Annotated in this window: 21 protein-coding genes and 1 tRNA gene; 8 read left to right on the top strand and 14 right to left on the bottom strand. The window is 51.6% G+C overall.

The window, feature by feature from the left end; translation table 11 throughout:
• Window positions 1-249 precede the first annotated feature (249 nt).
• The gene (locus H6F43_RS06980; protein WP_190342007.1) at window positions 250-465 is read right to left on the bottom strand and encodes a hypothetical protein; all 216 of its coding nucleotides are present in this window, start codon (window positions 463-465) and stop codon (window positions 250-252) included.
• 212 nt (window positions 466-677) lie between these two features.
• Here H6F43_RS06980 and H6F43_RS06975 point away from each other — a divergent pair, with 212 nt between their 5' ends.
• Window positions 678-893 (top strand): hypothetical protein, encoded by a 216-nt coding sequence (locus tag H6F43_RS06975; RefSeq protein WP_190342004.1) that lies wholly within the window; start codon window positions 678-680, stop codon window positions 891-893.
• Between the two features lie 507 nt (window positions 894-1400).
• A complete protein-coding gene (locus H6F43_RS06970) occupies window positions 1401-1745 on the top strand; it encodes a hypothetical protein (protein WP_190342002.1) in 345 nt (114 codons plus the stop codon).
• A gap of 117 nt (window positions 1746-1862) precedes the next feature.
• Here H6F43_RS06970 and H6F43_RS06965 read toward each other — a convergent pair whose 3' ends face one another.
• The 10 genes from H6F43_RS06965 to H6F43_RS06920 form a co-directional block, all read right to left on the bottom strand.
• Window positions 1863-2087, bottom strand: coding sequence for a hypothetical protein (locus tag H6F43_RS06965; RefSeq protein ID WP_190342000.1), 225 nt, complete (start codon window positions 2085-2087; stop codon window positions 1863-1865).
• A gap of 2 nt (window positions 2088-2089) precedes the next feature.
• The gene (locus tag H6F43_RS06960; protein WP_190341998.1) at window positions 2090-2452 is read right to left on the bottom strand and encodes a hypothetical protein; all 363 of its coding nucleotides are present in this window, start codon (window positions 2450-2452) and stop codon (window positions 2090-2092) included.
• A 183-nt stretch (window positions 2453-2635) separates the two neighbouring features.
• On the bottom strand, window positions 2636-3196 hold the full coding sequence (locus tag H6F43_RS06955) for a hypothetical protein (RefSeq protein ID WP_190341996.1): 561 nt from the start codon (window positions 3194-3196) through the stop codon (window positions 2636-2638).
• Window positions 3197-3221: 25 nt separating this feature from the next.
• A complete protein-coding gene (locus tag H6F43_RS06950) occupies window positions 3222-4217 on the bottom strand; it encodes a hypothetical protein (protein ID WP_190341994.1) in 996 nt (331 codons plus the stop codon).
• A 92-nt stretch (window positions 4218-4309) separates the two neighbouring features.
• A complete protein-coding gene (locus H6F43_RS06945) occupies window positions 4310-5113 on the bottom strand; it encodes a hypothetical protein (protein WP_199290187.1) in 804 nt (267 codons plus the stop codon).
• A gap of 35 nt (window positions 5114-5148) precedes the next feature.
• Window positions 5149-5631, bottom strand: a complete 483-nt coding sequence (locus tag H6F43_RS06940; protein ID WP_199290186.1) for a hypothetical protein — start codon at window positions 5629-5631, stop codon at window positions 5149-5151.
• Between the two features lie 52 nt (window positions 5632-5683).
• Complete coding sequence (locus tag H6F43_RS06935) at window positions 5684-6217, bottom strand: hypothetical protein (protein ID WP_190341992.1); 534 nt, start codon at window positions 6215-6217, stop codon at window positions 5684-5686.
• Window positions 6214-6438 carry a hypothetical protein gene (locus H6F43_RS06930; protein ID WP_190341990.1) on the bottom strand — a complete coding sequence of 75 codons (225 nt, stop codon included), beginning with the start codon at window positions 6436-6438 and terminating at the stop codon, window positions 6214-6216. Before H6F43_RS06930 ends, H6F43_RS06935 begins: the two co-directional genes overlap by 4 nt.
• Window positions 6439-6624: 186 nt before the next feature.
• The gene (locus H6F43_RS06925) at window positions 6625-6879 is read right to left on the bottom strand and encodes a hypothetical protein (protein WP_190341988.1); all 255 of its coding nucleotides are present in this window, start codon (window positions 6877-6879) and stop codon (window positions 6625-6627) included.
• On the bottom strand, window positions 6880-7890 hold the full coding sequence (locus tag H6F43_RS06920; protein WP_190341986.1) for a ParM/StbA family protein: 1011 nt from the start codon (window positions 7888-7890) through the stop codon (window positions 6880-6882).
• 195 nt (window positions 7891-8085) lie between these two features.
• On the opposite strand from H6F43_RS06920, the gene H6F43_RS06915 reads away from it, so the two are divergent.
• The 3 genes from H6F43_RS06915 (at window position 8086) to H6F43_RS06905 (ending at window position 9164) form a co-directional block, all read left to right on the top strand.
• Complete coding sequence (locus tag H6F43_RS06915; protein ID WP_190341985.1) at window positions 8086-8316, top strand: ribbon-helix-helix protein, CopG family; 231 nt, start codon at window positions 8086-8088, stop codon at window positions 8314-8316.
• A gap of 28 nt (window positions 8317-8344) precedes the next feature.
• Window positions 8345-8653 (top strand): hypothetical protein, encoded by a 309-nt coding sequence (locus H6F43_RS06910; RefSeq protein WP_190341984.1) that lies wholly within the window; start codon window positions 8345-8347, stop codon window positions 8651-8653.
• Between the two features lie 331 nt (window positions 8654-8984).
• Complete coding sequence (locus H6F43_RS06905) at window positions 8985-9164, top strand: hypothetical protein (RefSeq protein ID WP_190341972.1); 180 nt, start codon at window positions 8985-8987, stop codon at window positions 9162-9164.
• A gap of 450 nt (window positions 9165-9614) precedes the next feature.
• Here H6F43_RS06905 and H6F43_RS06900 read toward each other — a convergent pair.
• Window positions 9615-9686, bottom strand: a tRNA-Val gene (locus H6F43_RS06900).
• A 200-nt stretch (window positions 9687-9886) separates the two neighbouring features.
• Between H6F43_RS06900 and H6F43_RS06895 the strand changes: the two genes are divergently transcribed.
• Window positions 9887-10903: a ParM/StbA family protein gene (locus H6F43_RS06895; protein WP_190341971.1), complete on the top strand. Its 1017-nt coding sequence runs from the start codon at window positions 9887-9889 to the stop codon at window positions 10901-10903.
• Entirely contained in the window at window positions 10885-11145 is a 261-nt protein-coding gene (locus H6F43_RS06890) for a hypothetical protein (protein WP_190341970.1), read from the top strand. The genes H6F43_RS06895 and H6F43_RS06890 overlap by 19 nt, the downstream gene beginning before the upstream one ends.
• A gap of 210 nt (window positions 11146-11355) precedes the next feature.
• Here the strand turns inward: H6F43_RS06890 and H6F43_RS06885 are convergent, their stop codons facing one another.
• Both H6F43_RS06885 and H6F43_RS06880 read right to left on the bottom strand, forming a co-directional pair.
• Window positions 11356-12162 carry a ChaB family protein gene (locus tag H6F43_RS06885; protein ID WP_190341967.1) on the bottom strand — a complete coding sequence of 269 codons (807 nt, stop codon included), beginning with the start codon at window positions 12160-12162 and terminating at the stop codon, window positions 11356-11358.
• Between the two features lie 97 nt (window positions 12163-12259).
• Window positions 12260-13171, bottom strand: a complete 912-nt coding sequence (locus tag H6F43_RS06880) for a hypothetical protein (RefSeq protein ID WP_190341965.1) — start codon at window positions 13169-13171, stop codon at window positions 12260-12262.
• Between the two features lie 424 nt (window positions 13172-13595).
• Here H6F43_RS06880 and H6F43_RS06875 point away from each other — a divergent pair.
• On the top strand, window positions 13596-14113 hold a 518-nt coding region (locus H6F43_RS06875; RefSeq protein ID WP_199290185.1), incomplete at its 3' end, for a DUF3747 domain-containing protein.

The raw sequence follows: 14113 nt of genomic DNA, 5'->3' as shown, positions 1-14113 counted from the left end.
ATCTGTGCGGCAGTGAAGTCGAGTTCGAGTTGCCCTGGGGAAGTGCGGCGACGTGGCATGGTGAGGAGTCCTGCAACAAAGGTGAACGCGATCGCGGCTTCGGTAACGGTTGCTAGCAGCGTGAAGATGTCTTGAGTCGTCATGGCTTCAATTCCTTGTGTATTTGAGTAACCAGCGGTGTAGCGGGTGCTGGGTTTTGTAGGAGGGGTGGAGAATCTCCCACCCCTATTTGTCAGGCGTCAGGCAAGGCTAGAGTCCGTTCAGCACCTCGTCACGATCGCAGCGCTCTAGGTACCCTTCCTGAATCACTGGAATGCTAGAGCGGTAAAGCTTGATGCCAGCGTTGAACCCTGCCAGGTAGCTCATGTCATCGCACATCGAACCGCGCATCATTGATCGGGTGCCGTCCTTAAATCCCATCTGGTAGAGGGGCGCGTTAATGAAAATCGTGTCGGTTGCTAACATTGATTTGCTCCTAGTGAGTGGGGGAAGCGGTCAGATTGGCGTTTGGCGCTTCCCTCTGTTCTATATCTATACTATTCGATGTATACATCGAACTGCAATAGGATCTAGATGAGAAATGCTTATGCTAATTCCTTGTATACGTCGATTTACTGATGACTCATTCAGCATATACATCGGATAGGATGAGAGGTGACGTTGAGAGGGCGTGTCTCATGGCACCTAAGAACGTAAATCCTAAGAGTCTGCAAAACTTGGTCGATCGCTCTGCTGCTGACAATCCGGGCGAAACCAAGGCAACTACGGTTCGATTAGCGGTTGATGATCTGGCGTGGCTTGATTCATTGCCAGAGGGAAAGAGTTACCACGTCAGGCAAGCGGTGAAGCGGTACCGTGCTGAGTTGGAGGAGGTTGAAGGTAGCGATGGTTAACTCTCGTCCTACAAAGGCTTTTAGCCATTTTGACGGCGATCTAGTTGACAAGATTAAATCCTTGCCTACAAATCGCTCCAGCTATTTTGACGGTGATTTGGTTGACAGTACTTTCAGCAGGTTCATCGCAGTAGCCACAGCAGGCACAGCAGTAAGCCGATTACCACTAACCCTAGACAGAGTCCCACACTGCTAGACCCTGCTGTCTCGCGCTGTACCTCCCACACAACCCAAAAGGGCAGACGAAACCACTCACCATCGTCTCTAACGCGATAGGCGCGGTACTGGCGATGCAGGGGTCTCGATAGCGCTTTGCGGCAACGCTTCGTGATCGCTTTCAGCCTCTACTCATCCCTACTCAATCTTCCAATTAGGCGTATAACCAGAAGTAACTTGGTTATACATTTGCAAAACCGATGCAGAAATACGTCCTGAGAGTTTTGCGATCGCCCATAGCGTTAGGTAAAGTTATTTTCAATTGTTGAGAATTTGCCCAGGAAAAAGTTTATGGCAGATATGTCCGGTCAAGACCCCTCAGAAATCACAATGGCAACGGTTGATGAAGAACGAAAAGGCGCAACTTTCAGCGGTACGGTCATCCTTGGTATAGATCCTGAGGGTGGGGAGGTCGTTTTCTTTAGAGACTTTTTAATTGAAGATTATAAAGGCGAACTTACCGCTTATCTGGCAACAGATGGCGATATAACGAAAAGCATTGATTTAGGCGAACTCGATCATAAAAGCCCCAGTTTTAGGCTGCCAATTCCGCTGGGAACGGATACATCACCCTACAATACAGTCGTGTTGAGCGACAAAAAAAGCAAGAAAAAAATCCTGACGATCAATCTATAAAATTTGTAACTTAGCTCGTAGTTCAGCCAAATTCGATTGCCCTCCTATATAGATCTCAAATGGGTTCTATAGAGGTTGCCGTGTCCAGCGTGGATGAGGTAGACAAAGCCCGATCGCTTATTGTTCATCGCAACCATTCACCAGTTCGGCGGTCACGTTTTCCAGTTCTTGAATCTGCCTGAGCAGAGCGATCACTTCCTGCTTCACCTCCAACAATCGCGGCGTAAATACGGCTGTTGAGTCAGAGGCGATCGCATCCTTGCAGTTGCGAATCGCAGCGTTGACGGTCACAGTTAAGCGTGAAACTTGCTGACGGATTCGTATCTCTTGATTGAGTGCCATTGCTATTCCTCTGACTTCTTCTGCTTCTGCGTCGCTCTCCATTGCTCCATGAAATTAGGCGGCGACGGTTGCACAAATTCTACAAATAGCTGAGACACTAATCGTTCACCCTTAGAGTGCATCTTATGAGCAAAATGCTTGCGTCCAACGATGCGCCATTCGCAGCCCTGAAAGTCGAATAAGTCGCCTGCATTGGGTGCATAGCAAAATGCTACGGTGTGGATGCCGAACCGCTGATACAATTCCAGCGCGGGCGTCGTATCAGCGAACTGCTTAGGTAATGGAAAGTCAACGTGAAAGAAGTAAGTCTTTACGTTTACGGATTCTTCGATCTTCTTGGGATTGCCTAATAGAAATCGTGCCACTGGTAGAAACTCCTATTCTTGGATGCGGGGTGCGTCTAGACGCCTAGACATCTAGACGGCTAGACGGCTAGACAGTGGTGTCTAGACGCGTCTAGGCGGCGATTGCTTGCAGTGTCTAGCTGTCTAGGTGTCTAGCCGTAAGGTTCAGTTATTGTCAGGAATTACTCGAATTCGGATAGCTGTTTACTTACTGACTGGGTTAATTGATTCGTCGTACTCAAACTCCGTAGGATACTTTATCGCCAGCTCTCGAAAAGCATTCTCTAGCACTGCTATATCTTGATTCTTGTAATACCGCGTGGTTTGTCGATACGTGCCTACTGTCAGCCATTGCCCATCTAGTTCTTGAATCTTTTCGACTAGCGCACCGATCGCTTTTTGTTCCTTCAGAACATCCTCAGAAATGTCTACATTCTGAAACAAACTATCGAACTCGCTACCCTCATCAGGCACAACTGACGAGCTACGATCGCTCAGACATCTAGCATCCTTACTCTGACCTTGAGTGGCATGGCTGACAGAATGACCGTTGCCTAATGCTTTGTCCAGCAGCGCGGGTCTAGTGCTTCCTACCTGCATCGACAGCAGTAGATCCACCGTTAACCAGTGGGGTAACTGAATTTCTACCGTGCTGTTATCCAACCAAGTCACCTTCACTTTCCCGGTAGGTGCCATCATGCCGAATGCGTCAACTTGCTCACCGATCGTCTCTACTTTCACCGTGCTTTGTTGTAGCGTCGTCAAGATGTTTTTTACGCCCGGATAGAAGCTAGCCTGGTCTCCGGATTGGGTAGTAGGTGTGCTTACTAGCTTCTCTCAGCAGCGACCTTAGAGAGGTTCCTAGCGCTTCTTTGTCCTCGAACTGGTCATAGCCGCCAAACTCATCCCACACAGCGGTTAGGTTAAGTTGCTGCCCTTTGTCGATCGCTGCCTGCACTCCGCTCCACGCTGCCTCGATTACAGCCATATTCTTGCCGCGATCGCTGTGTCCGAACGGGTTGAGTTGCGGTGGTAGGGGGTTGTCAGCTTCTCTATGTGGCGTTGCCCAGGCGACAGAATGACCTGGATTCAGTACGGTCCGGAGTAAAGCCAGCTTTCGAGCAAACGTACTCTTCCCCGTCCGTTGCAGCCCTACTAACCGAATCGGCGGTGCCTTCACCAGCTTGAGCAATTCAGGGCATTCCTGGTAGAGCCGTTGGCAGAGTTCAGCTGCTGTAGTGGGCGTCCGTTGTGAAACTGACTGAGCAGGCACATCGACAGCATTTAAGCGTGTGTTGGCACCGACGGCAGGGATTGCACGATCGTCATTCGCAGTTGTTGCCTTGACATCGATCACCGGTTCCTTAGCAGCAGGCAGAGAACGAACAGGCTTCACTCCCTGTGATTCCAGGTAATCCAGCGCATCGCCGTTGACTCGATAGCCGCGTTCCTGTGCCCATTGAATCTGCCGCACTGTTTCGGCAGGTCCAGCTTGCAGCGCAAAATCGCGCAAATCATCACCTCTGAGGGTATGGGCAACGCATCCATACTGCTGAATCGCGCGATCGTTGCGGTTCGTTTCCTGCGTGTCCTTCCATGCCTTGTGCAGGAAGAATGCAAACACCAACCCGCCCGTGATCGGGCTAGCAGCGGCAGCTGCAAACAATCCCAACACGATTCCGCCGATGACGGTGTATTGGGAGTTGGTTTCACTGATCGTTTCATGCGCGGTTTCGCGCCATTCGTCCGGTGAGAGTTGCCGTTGTTGCGGGTTGAAGGAAGACATCTTAAGCACTCCAGATACGCGAGTGGACATAAAAAAGCCGAAAAAAGCCGTCAATTGCTAGCTCTGAACGAGCACGATGACGGCTAGCGGGATTACTGGCGATAGGGGGAAACTCGGTAGTAGTAAGCGATCTGCCCTAGCCACAGCAGGAATTTAACGATCGCTTCTACGACGAACAGAGTCACGAGTAGTAGTGCGATATTCGCCCAGTCCAACTCCGTCCACTGTCCAGTCATCAATAGGAAAAACAGTTGTCCGAATCCGCCTTCACACGGAGGGTAGATCGTGATGCAGATGAGGAAATCGACCACGTAAGCGAACAGTGCCCAGGTCCGAGCGGTCGAGATTGTCAGCATTGGAAAGCGGTTGTACCAAGATTTCAGCGCTTTTGCTGTGGGGTCATCGGTTTCATGAATGGGGAAGCGATGCGCCTGCTCTGACTCACTCAGCACTGTTCGCATGAACGAGCGATCGTGCTTGAGGATGATAGGAAAAACCTTGATCGTCTGGATAATCCCCCAGAGGATGACGCCAATCACCCAATGCCCAGCGGTGTTAAAGAATCGCAGGATGGGACCAATGACCCACAGCGACATCAGCACTTGCATCAGGGACGTGTCAGTAACATTGGACAGGATGAATTGGACTGCCTGAGCGTAGGGCGCGATGTTGAGGTAGGCGAACCACAAGCCAGCTGCAACACATAGCCAGTAGAGCACTTTCACCAGTAGATTTCCTCCACTGCCCCCACGACTGTTGTAGTAATTCGGGCTTGAGTTCGGGCTTGAGTTTGGCTTTGAGGTTGAGTGATGCTCCCAGGTCCAATCGGGCTGATGGGCCTGCGCTCCCTTGGTTTGATTGGTGCGGTATTCGTTGAATTTGTCTTTCAGTCCCATGACGTTCACCTAGTTCTGAGATTGTTTAGAGATCGTTACTGTTGGGGAGTTTGGTAGCGTGCCCTGACTCGCTTCATCGCGGTGTCAATCACCGCTCGATTCCCGGTAAATGCCATGCGTCCGACAACGGGCTTACCTGTGGCATCGGGAATAATCTCTCCCGTGTTGCCGTAGGCGTCACACACGATCGTTCCTACGGGGAAGGGCACCTTCCGAGCGAAGTCGATCACGGGTTGACCATTGGAAAGGGCAGTAAACTTGTCGCGGGCGCGTTCGGCGACAACCATCACGCAACCGGACTGATAGCGAGATTCGGCGATTTTGGAACTCTGCTGCTTAGCCTGTTCGCTGGCTTGCAGCTCCATCTGATGCAGGGCGTTCTGTTGGGTAATTGCCTTCACCTGCCCCACGGTGTTCAAGTTCTGGTTGATGGTTCCGGTGGAAAGCGCGAGGGATGCTGCGATGCCACCAACGATCGCAACCTGCATCGGGTTGCGTTGAATCCATTTCGTAATCATGGCAATGTCCTAAGTGAAGAGTAGGGAGTGAGGGTAGATGCCCCTCTGCGGTCTATTCGTCGTCAGGAAAGAACAGCGGCTCTAGCACGTCTTTAGGCGTGTAGTAGCCTTTGAACTGCTGCCATGCGGTGGCAACGTTGTCTTGTGCGTGCTGAGTGCGAGGTAGACAGGGATAATCGGCACCAATAACCAGTGCTGCTTTCTGGGCAACTGCTGCATCCATGCCATCCTCAAACAGCGCTGTTTTCACAATGTCGTAGCGATCTCTGTCGAACACGATCGGCGGTGCTTCGTACAGGAAGTTAGAGATTGCCAGCAGGAAGCCGATAAGCAGTGGTTCGCTAATCTCAGATTGCAGCCGTTCTAGAATGTATCGGACTTCTTCTGTTTGCTCTAGTGGGCTATCATCAGCAGCAGCTAACAAGTCGTATTCGTCAGTGTCATCAGCGATCGCGGCTAGAAACTGGCTAATGATGCTGGCAAGGGTTAGCTGCTCAATGAACGTGATTTCTTGCAGGTTGGAGCCGTAATGTTCAGAGAAACTACGAGTTGCATCGGTGTCGATGTAATAGGTGAGCGGTTTCATGCTGCATCACCTCCGCTCGTGAACGATGCAGGATAGAGGAAGTTAAACGGCGCGGCAGATGGAGCGGCGTTGCTGGGGGTACAGGTAGAACTATCCAGTGGCGGCAGTTCTGCGATCATCGAGTCCAGATAGGCGGCAAACTCGTCAGAGTGCCCATCGACATCGATCGGCAGGTCGCGCCATTGGTTTGTTTCAGGATCGAAAACAGAAACGGTTAGCATGAAGAAACTCCGTTAGTAGTGTTTCGGGGTAAGAGCCAGTCCTAGCCGTGAGAAGTGGGGACTGGCTTTAGCGTGGGCAGATGCTCTGATGCTGGATGTACAGCGCTTGCAGGACGACGATCGACAGCAACATAGATTCGATGAAACTGATGGAGCGGAGCCGGAAGCGGCGTTTGCGGCTCATGGCTACAGCGAAACTTGCTCAGTGAACTCGAACTCAGACGGGGGCACCTGTGCATCAGAGGCAGGACCGTAGTAGGTAGCCGGATTCGGTTCTGGGTACCGTGCTGCTGTTAGTTCCCAGGTTTCCAGCAGGTGACGGGCGTAACGGCTCACCATCAGCGCGATCGCAGCACTGGGGCTAGTCGTTTTGGTCTTCTGCTGGATTGCATCCACAGCAGCGCGAATCTCATCGTCTAGAACAATGCGGGAAACAGTCATTTACAGCGCCTCCATGCCTACGACACTGACAGTTTGGGCATCACGGGCAATCTTAAATCGCTGCTTTGTTGCCACTTCCAGCGGACGGGCTAACTCTGCCGAACCTCCGATCATCAGCACTTCCCCCAGTTTGGGTAGCCACTGATTCCACTTGGTTTTGATTTCAGCGCGAATGTCCGTCAGCCACTCATCGCGGCACTTCTCAAACACAGGCTTGAAGTCGTAGCCTGTGGTTCCTAGTTGAAAGGTGCCATCCGCGATCGCGTCCATCACCAGCGACAGATCAGGACTGGTAGGCAAGTCACGGGCAATTCGAGCGGCAATGCGACGGGCTAAGTCGTAAGTCCCAGGCAGAATCACATCGGCTTCTCGGATGAGTCCGCCATCAGTGCTGTACAGACGAGCGATCGCCGTGCCCCCACCGAAGTCAAGCACTCTGTTCAGGTTTTTCTGGCTGAGGTACCAACCAAGACGAGCACCGTAGCAGTACGCAGCGCGGGTTTCGTCTACAGCTTCTACGCGGCGAATGCTGGCAACGATTTCGTGACCGTTGCGGGTGAATTCGTGCGTTCCTTCGATCGACTTGAGAACCTTCAGGTGAGCAGCAGAGCGGGAATCGGGTAGAGCTACTAGCAGCCGTTCCACTCGTAGAGCTGACTGCCCAGGATTGGGTTCTAGGGCAGCAAACATCAGCTTGGGAATCAGTTCGGTTTTATCCCCTTGAGTGCCCTGGAAGATTGCGGCTCCGTTCAAGTCTTTGGCAGCCTGCCCAATCACAAACGTTTCACCGCTGAGCTGAACAACGACTGAATGATCGCCGCCTTCAACTTCCTCCCAAGTGGGATCGATCGACTTGATAAAGGCAGGAATGAGACGCACCGATCCGGTAGGACTAAGCCATTTAATCCATCGGTTCCCAGCATCCAAGCAGACGCGAGAGCGAATAAGGGGACTGTTCGTATCGGGTACAGAAAGCGAACTGGGTGAGGACACCCTGACAAGAGCGGTCATAAGCGGTAAAACCTCCGTAAATCCAAGTAGAGCAAAGCTTTGAGCGCTTCCGTTACAGATTGAGCGGCGATTGACACGCTAAGCGTTGCGTTCGTTGCTTGCGCCTTATCTGTTCGTTGCATGGACTTATGGTAGCATTACAGTACATGTACCGTAGCTGTTCTTCAACTATTCCGTAGCGCGAGAGGTAAACTTATGACAGTGCAAGGGTTTCACACAGATTTGATGCCGTCCGACAAACCACGGGTAACTGTTTACCTGGATGAAGAGACAAAGAATGATCTTGAGAAGCTGGCAAAGGCGAATGAGCGCCCTGTCAGCAACTTTGTTTTGGTGCTTATTAAGGAAGCGATCTCTAGAGCAAAATCAAACGGTGTTATAGCTGAGCAGCATCAATCTGGCAGTGACGATGAAAAAAACTCGTAGTTGACACGTTAAGCGTGATGAAGCAAGCATGAGCACAAACGACACGCTACGCAGCCTGGTAGACATGGCAGGCTTGCAGAACCGCTCGATCGAGCGACTGCGAGATTCTGTAGAGGAATTGAGAAACCTGCTAGGCGATTCCAACAATCGGCTGATAGGCAGCATTGATGCTCTAACCGTTCAGGTAGGCAGCTTTGCCAGCAGCATGAACGAGCTGAAGGGACTCATGCGGCAGTTGACGCTGGAGACTCAGCAGCAGAACGAAGTTGCCAAGCGGCAAGCTGAAAACATTGCTGAATTGATACAACTAGCGAATCGATTGTTAGAGCGAAATTAACCAGCAGTGGCAATCGCTCTCTACTGCCTTTACAGGCTTTTCAGTGCTGCTGAAGAGTTTGTTTTTGGTGCTTTTCGTGATGCGATCGGGCGAAAGTGAGGCAACTAAAACACAGCATCAATCAGAATTGTAGAGTTCTGAGTTGAACTACAATACAAAAAATTAGCCGTGTTTGTATTGTAGTTGAGTACAAATGTAGAGCCATAAAAATGTATTGTAGTTGAGTACAAAACCTTGCTGCGTCCGGCTTGGAGAACTTGACAAAATTAGGCGAAATCGCCCAAATCGTTTTACGATCGTGTATTCTGAGTTTCAGAATATTGAGGTTTTTATGCCTGCTAAAAATTGGCGCGATCCCAACGCTAAACGCGAAAAGATTACCCCGAGAATTGAGTTCAGCCTCAAGCGAGAAATCGATAGATTTTGTGCTGAAAAAGGTATTAAAGTTGCTGATTTTGCTCGTGCAGCATTAATTAATCACTTGAGTAAGCAAAAAGCCGAGTCAACTTAAGCTGACTCGGCTTTAATTAATTTTTTGTTTGTTCATCCCTAATCAGAGCAATTTAGAGTTTTGCACACACTAGGCGCTGGCTGGGAGACTCACAAATTTGCAAACATGGGGTAATTGTATTGAAATACAATACAGGTTGTCAATTTTTTGATTTTCTAGGCTCTCGCTTCGATTCTAGCCTAGAAAAAAATCACTTCTACGAGCTTGAATTTCTTCTAGAATCTGCTGATTTTGGGCTGGAAGCCGAAGAGGATCACTGGGTTCTTTTCTCGCAGTTTCACGGCTCCGAAGTCGGCACCGTCTACCTTTCGGCTGCTGAGTCGGTTTTTGACTTCTGGGTATCCGGCTTTGATTGGGAGTTAGCTGAACTTCTAGAATCTGAACTTCCAGAAGCCTCGATCGAACGAAGCAACACAGCGCTCTTGATCCGCTGGGAGGGAGAGTATGGGATGGGCGATACTGGATTTGAACCAGTGACCCCTTCCGTGTGAAGGAAGTGCGCTACCACTGTGCTAATCGCCCAAGGTCTTTTAATTTATCACAGGCTGCGAAGAGTCACAACCACAGGTAGCCAATCACGATCGCCTTGCCAAAATTTTCAAATTACCAGCGTCCAAACCGCTAACCGATGATATAGTACTTTTGTACTAAACGGGTAAAAACGGTTGCAGCTGGGGACAAGCCTAGCATGAACGCTTAATCATGAAAAGAGAGGAACCATTATGGCGACAGGAATTCGGCAGGCGCGACGACAGGAGTTGCAGCCAATTGTAGCCACGAGATCGCTGGCATTGGATGCAGGAAACTACGACTTGAAATTTTGGGACGGTATAGGACACCCCAAGGCGATTCGATCAGTTCGCTATCAACTGCCGCAAGGGCGGGACGCTGTACGCTATTCCGATGCGTCGCCGCTCATCGAGCTTTCCGACGGGAACCGTTTCCACTTTGGTGCACAGGCATACAAATACCGTCGTCAGCAGCAGACTGTGGTGGAGAACAAAGTCGAACTGACGCAGCTACACCTGTATGCCTGCTTAGAGCCGTGGGAGGGAGTAACCGAATTCTCGCTCAACGTCTATGCCAGCACGCCAGAACCTGCCAGAAATGCCGAGGCAATCAAACAGCAGCTTCTAGGCTTTCATCAGTTCAAGCGCAACGGATGCGACTACCGCGTTATGGTCGAGCAGGTCGAAGTCGAGCGCGAAGGCATGGGTGCCTATTACTACGCTCAACGGCTGGGGCTAATTCCTGATACTGGCTACACGATCGTCGTTGACATCGGCGGCGGCACGTGGCTATCACGGCTCGTAGACGAGGACGGCGAGGTAATTGATGAGAACGTGATGGACCGGGGAGGCGCATACGAACTTGCGGCTTCGATTAGCTTCGATCACCGCCTGATTGACTCTCTGGGCACGACCGCTGACCCTAGCGTAGTGATGGATGGCTTTCGCACCGGACATACCTATGCCGACACCGGATTAAGCTGGGAGCCGTGGCTCGAAGAGCATCTCGATCCGTGGTTCAAAGGTATTTTTCAGACCATCAAAGCCCAGTACACGCCTTTCATGGCGAGAGTGACACGGTTTCTTGTTACTGGCGGCAGCACGCATTTGATCTCTGAGCGACTGGCAGGTCGCAAGCTGTTTGCCGTCATGGGCGACCCGCAGTTTGCCAACGTGCGGGGGCTGTTTCCCCTACCGAATGGAGCGCAATTATGTATGACAACAAGATAAGACTGAGTCCCGATGTGATTGAAAAAGCAAATCAAATCGCGCAGGAGTGGGGCTTAAAGAACGCTCGAGCTGCAGTGGAAGCGGTGTTCCGCCGTTACTGTGATGAGTACCTCAATGGACGTGCCCCCACTGGATACTCCGCCAGTCCCGGAGTGGCAATGAAGCTAACTCCATCCACTGCCCAGCGAGGTGCACAAAGCTGCGAGGCGATCGACGAGCTTGACGACCTGCTGGGACTCTAGACCCTAGACCCTGATGTGGGATGGGCATTGCAAAGACAAGGCGGGATTGCTAACGCGCCGGATGAAAAGCATTGCCCACCTTCGTTAGTGCGAGTGTTGATACTAGAGTTCTTGTTGGAAAATCGTTGAGAATTCGGTTGAGATTGAGCAACTCTTGAGGTCACTCTTTCCCTATTCGACTAAAGGACCGTTCGTACCCAACTCCCTACTTCACGTCGGCTGCGGTACATTCGGCTGCGACCAAATTCCCTGCTCGTCTTCCTGAAACAGCTGGTGAATCGTTGCCCACGCTGCCTGTTCTGCCTTTGACTCATCATTAGATTCGGCAAGAGCGGCATTGTAGCGCTCAATATATACCTTCTGCGCTGCCTCAGACAGGTGAGATCGCACTTCCGGCGATAGGTGAGCGGGGTCTTCGATCGTGCCAGTCCGCTGACGGGGAAGCGCGGAGTCGATCGTAGAGATTTCCTTAGCACCTGCGCTTTCTAGCAGCAGTTGAATTTCGCCCGTCTTATTCTCTGGCACTTCCACCATGACCAGGAAATCGCCTGATTCAATGCTGGTTTGGTAAATTGCCGCTTTGTCTTCGGGCATTCCCAACGTTACCAGCGCCGACGCAAGTCCTCCGCCCGCTGCACCTGCAAGCGCCCCACTTGCGGCACCCAGAAGCACTGCGCCGATCGGACCAGCCGCCACCACGGTTCCTACAAATGGAATAAACAGCACACCCACTCCGGTCAGCAGTCCCAGAACTGAGCCGAACAGCGACCCAAAAATGCCGCCCTGCTTCAGCCCGCCCAGAATTACATCGCGCTTGGTTAGAAACCCGCCGATGCGAGTGTCTGAATGGAAATTTTTACCAATCACAGAAATGTGATCGCGAGAAATGCCGCGATCGATCAGCCGACGAATGACGCTGTCGATCTGTTCACGCTCGGAAAAGACAGCGGTTATGGTCCGCTCTGGTGATTCATTGGACGCAGTAGGATTCGGTGCATTGCTGTCAGCGACAGTCATAGGGGTCTCCTAGGGTTTCACGATCAAGGTCGTTAGGAGATTAACAAGGTGTGCCAATGAAACCGTCGTTCTCAAGATTGATTTGGATGACGATCGTTCAAACGAATTCGCTTTCCGGTAAATAGCCGTGGCACAGCGCAACGGGAGAATTGATCGTGCCGTTCATCGGGCATTCGTGTCGTCCACAATGGATGCAGTTAGACTGAGTGGGCAAGATTAAATCAGCCGCCGAATAAATACTGATGCCCTGCCGGATAAAGGCTTGCGCTTCGAGTTCGGCGATCGTATTGCACACCAAAACTACCCGCGAAATTCCTAGCGCCTGACGCTGATCGTTGATCTGCCGCAGCGTTTCACCAAACCCGCAGTTAGGCGATCGTAGAAACACTAATGCTTTTTGCGGCAGGCGGGTAAAGCAACCAGGATTGTCTTGCTCAAAAAAGTCCCTGTACTGAACCGACAGGCAGCCGTCTGGGTAGCGCAAAACGCGGATGTGGCGCAGAAAGGGAATGGTGAAGTCACCTCGGTGGTCGATCGCGTACCACCACGTTTTGTGCCAACCGTCCTGCGGCAGGCGCAAAATCTCCTCGATCTGCTTTGAACAAAAGCCCGACTCCGCCAGCAGCGAAACCGTCGGAGCCAGCGGCAAGTGATGCCCCAAGGTTTGCATCTCAGATTCGTGCTGAGTCAAACGCGCTAGTTCGCGGCTATCACGAGGCCAGCCGCCGGACAGGTGCGGCTCAACGGCAGGGGCAGCCGTTGCCAGCACACACTGAATCGCCTCAAAATGCAGAATTCCGTCAGCGGCTTGCTGATCGTGCGTCGGAACTCCGACTTCTGCACAAACTGCGCCGATGCGTTCCGGTGCAGCGATCGACGGAAGGCAGTTAATCAAGAGTGATTTCAGCGCCGTTGCATCCGCGATCGCTAGCGCGATCTGAAGCTGATCCCGCAAATCTACGGCACTGGTTTCGTCAGCAATTGGATAGAACAGGGGATGATTCGGCATACCAGTTTGAATCTCAAACGGTAAATAGCTGGCTTTGTGGACAGTTCAGCCAGAGCAAGCAGGTTTGCACTGAATCTGACGCGATAGGAAGGCGATCGTTCAATGGGTTTATCCATTCTGCCAGTCGCTTCTCAATTCTTCTACGCGTTATAGGTTTCTCTTAACAAATCAACCACCTGTTCAAGTCATGCACCGCTGATCACAGACCAAAAATTGCAGCCGAAGGTTCCCTGAAACACCGATTCCGTAAGGATTCTCAACATTTTCTTCAACTAGCTAAAAAACTGCCAGATCTAATCCGAATTTCGTCCTGAAGACAGTAGGCAAGATGCGGACAGACAGAACGTATGCACCTTTTCTAAACACACGTATGCACACCTCGCTTCGACTGATAGTCGCCCTGACCACGTTGGCATTAAGTTCGTTGGCTACGTTCAAACCTGCTGCTGCTGTCTTGTTTAGCCGGGCAGAAGTCGATCAAAGCAAATTCATTGCGGTTGCGTCGCCCTACGGCAACAATGCTCACCAGCTGCTAATCATTGAACAGCTGACTAGTGCTCGTCCCTGCTGGAGCGAGAGCGGCGCGGGTCCAACGACCATTAATCCGCTGCTGACGCAGTTCGACTTTACGGGAATCTGTGGACGCAGCATCGACAGTAACGGCTACTCGATCCGCATGGCAGATCAGGATATGGGCTGGCGCTACAGCGTGCGAATTGTGCGACGAAACGGAGACTTGCTGCTGGTTGGTGCTCCATCGGTCGATCGCAAGGCGCCGGAGCTGCAAATCGGTCGTGCGAATGGTATGACCAATGGCTTTGCCAAAATCAGCCTCAATCCTGGCTGGCGCATTACAAAGCGCGTCTACAACGGTCAGAACGTGGGACACATTTACCTCACAAACGATCAGCCGTTGACGGCGATCGCCGCCGCCCCAGTCAC

This window comes from Leptolyngbya sp. FACHB-36 (genome assembly GCF_014695955.1).
Taxonomy (GTDB): domain Bacteria; phylum Cyanobacteriota; class Cyanobacteriia; order Leptolyngbyales; family Leptolyngbyaceae; genus FACHB-36.
This window is presented reverse-complemented; position numbering and strand designations above follow the sequence as displayed.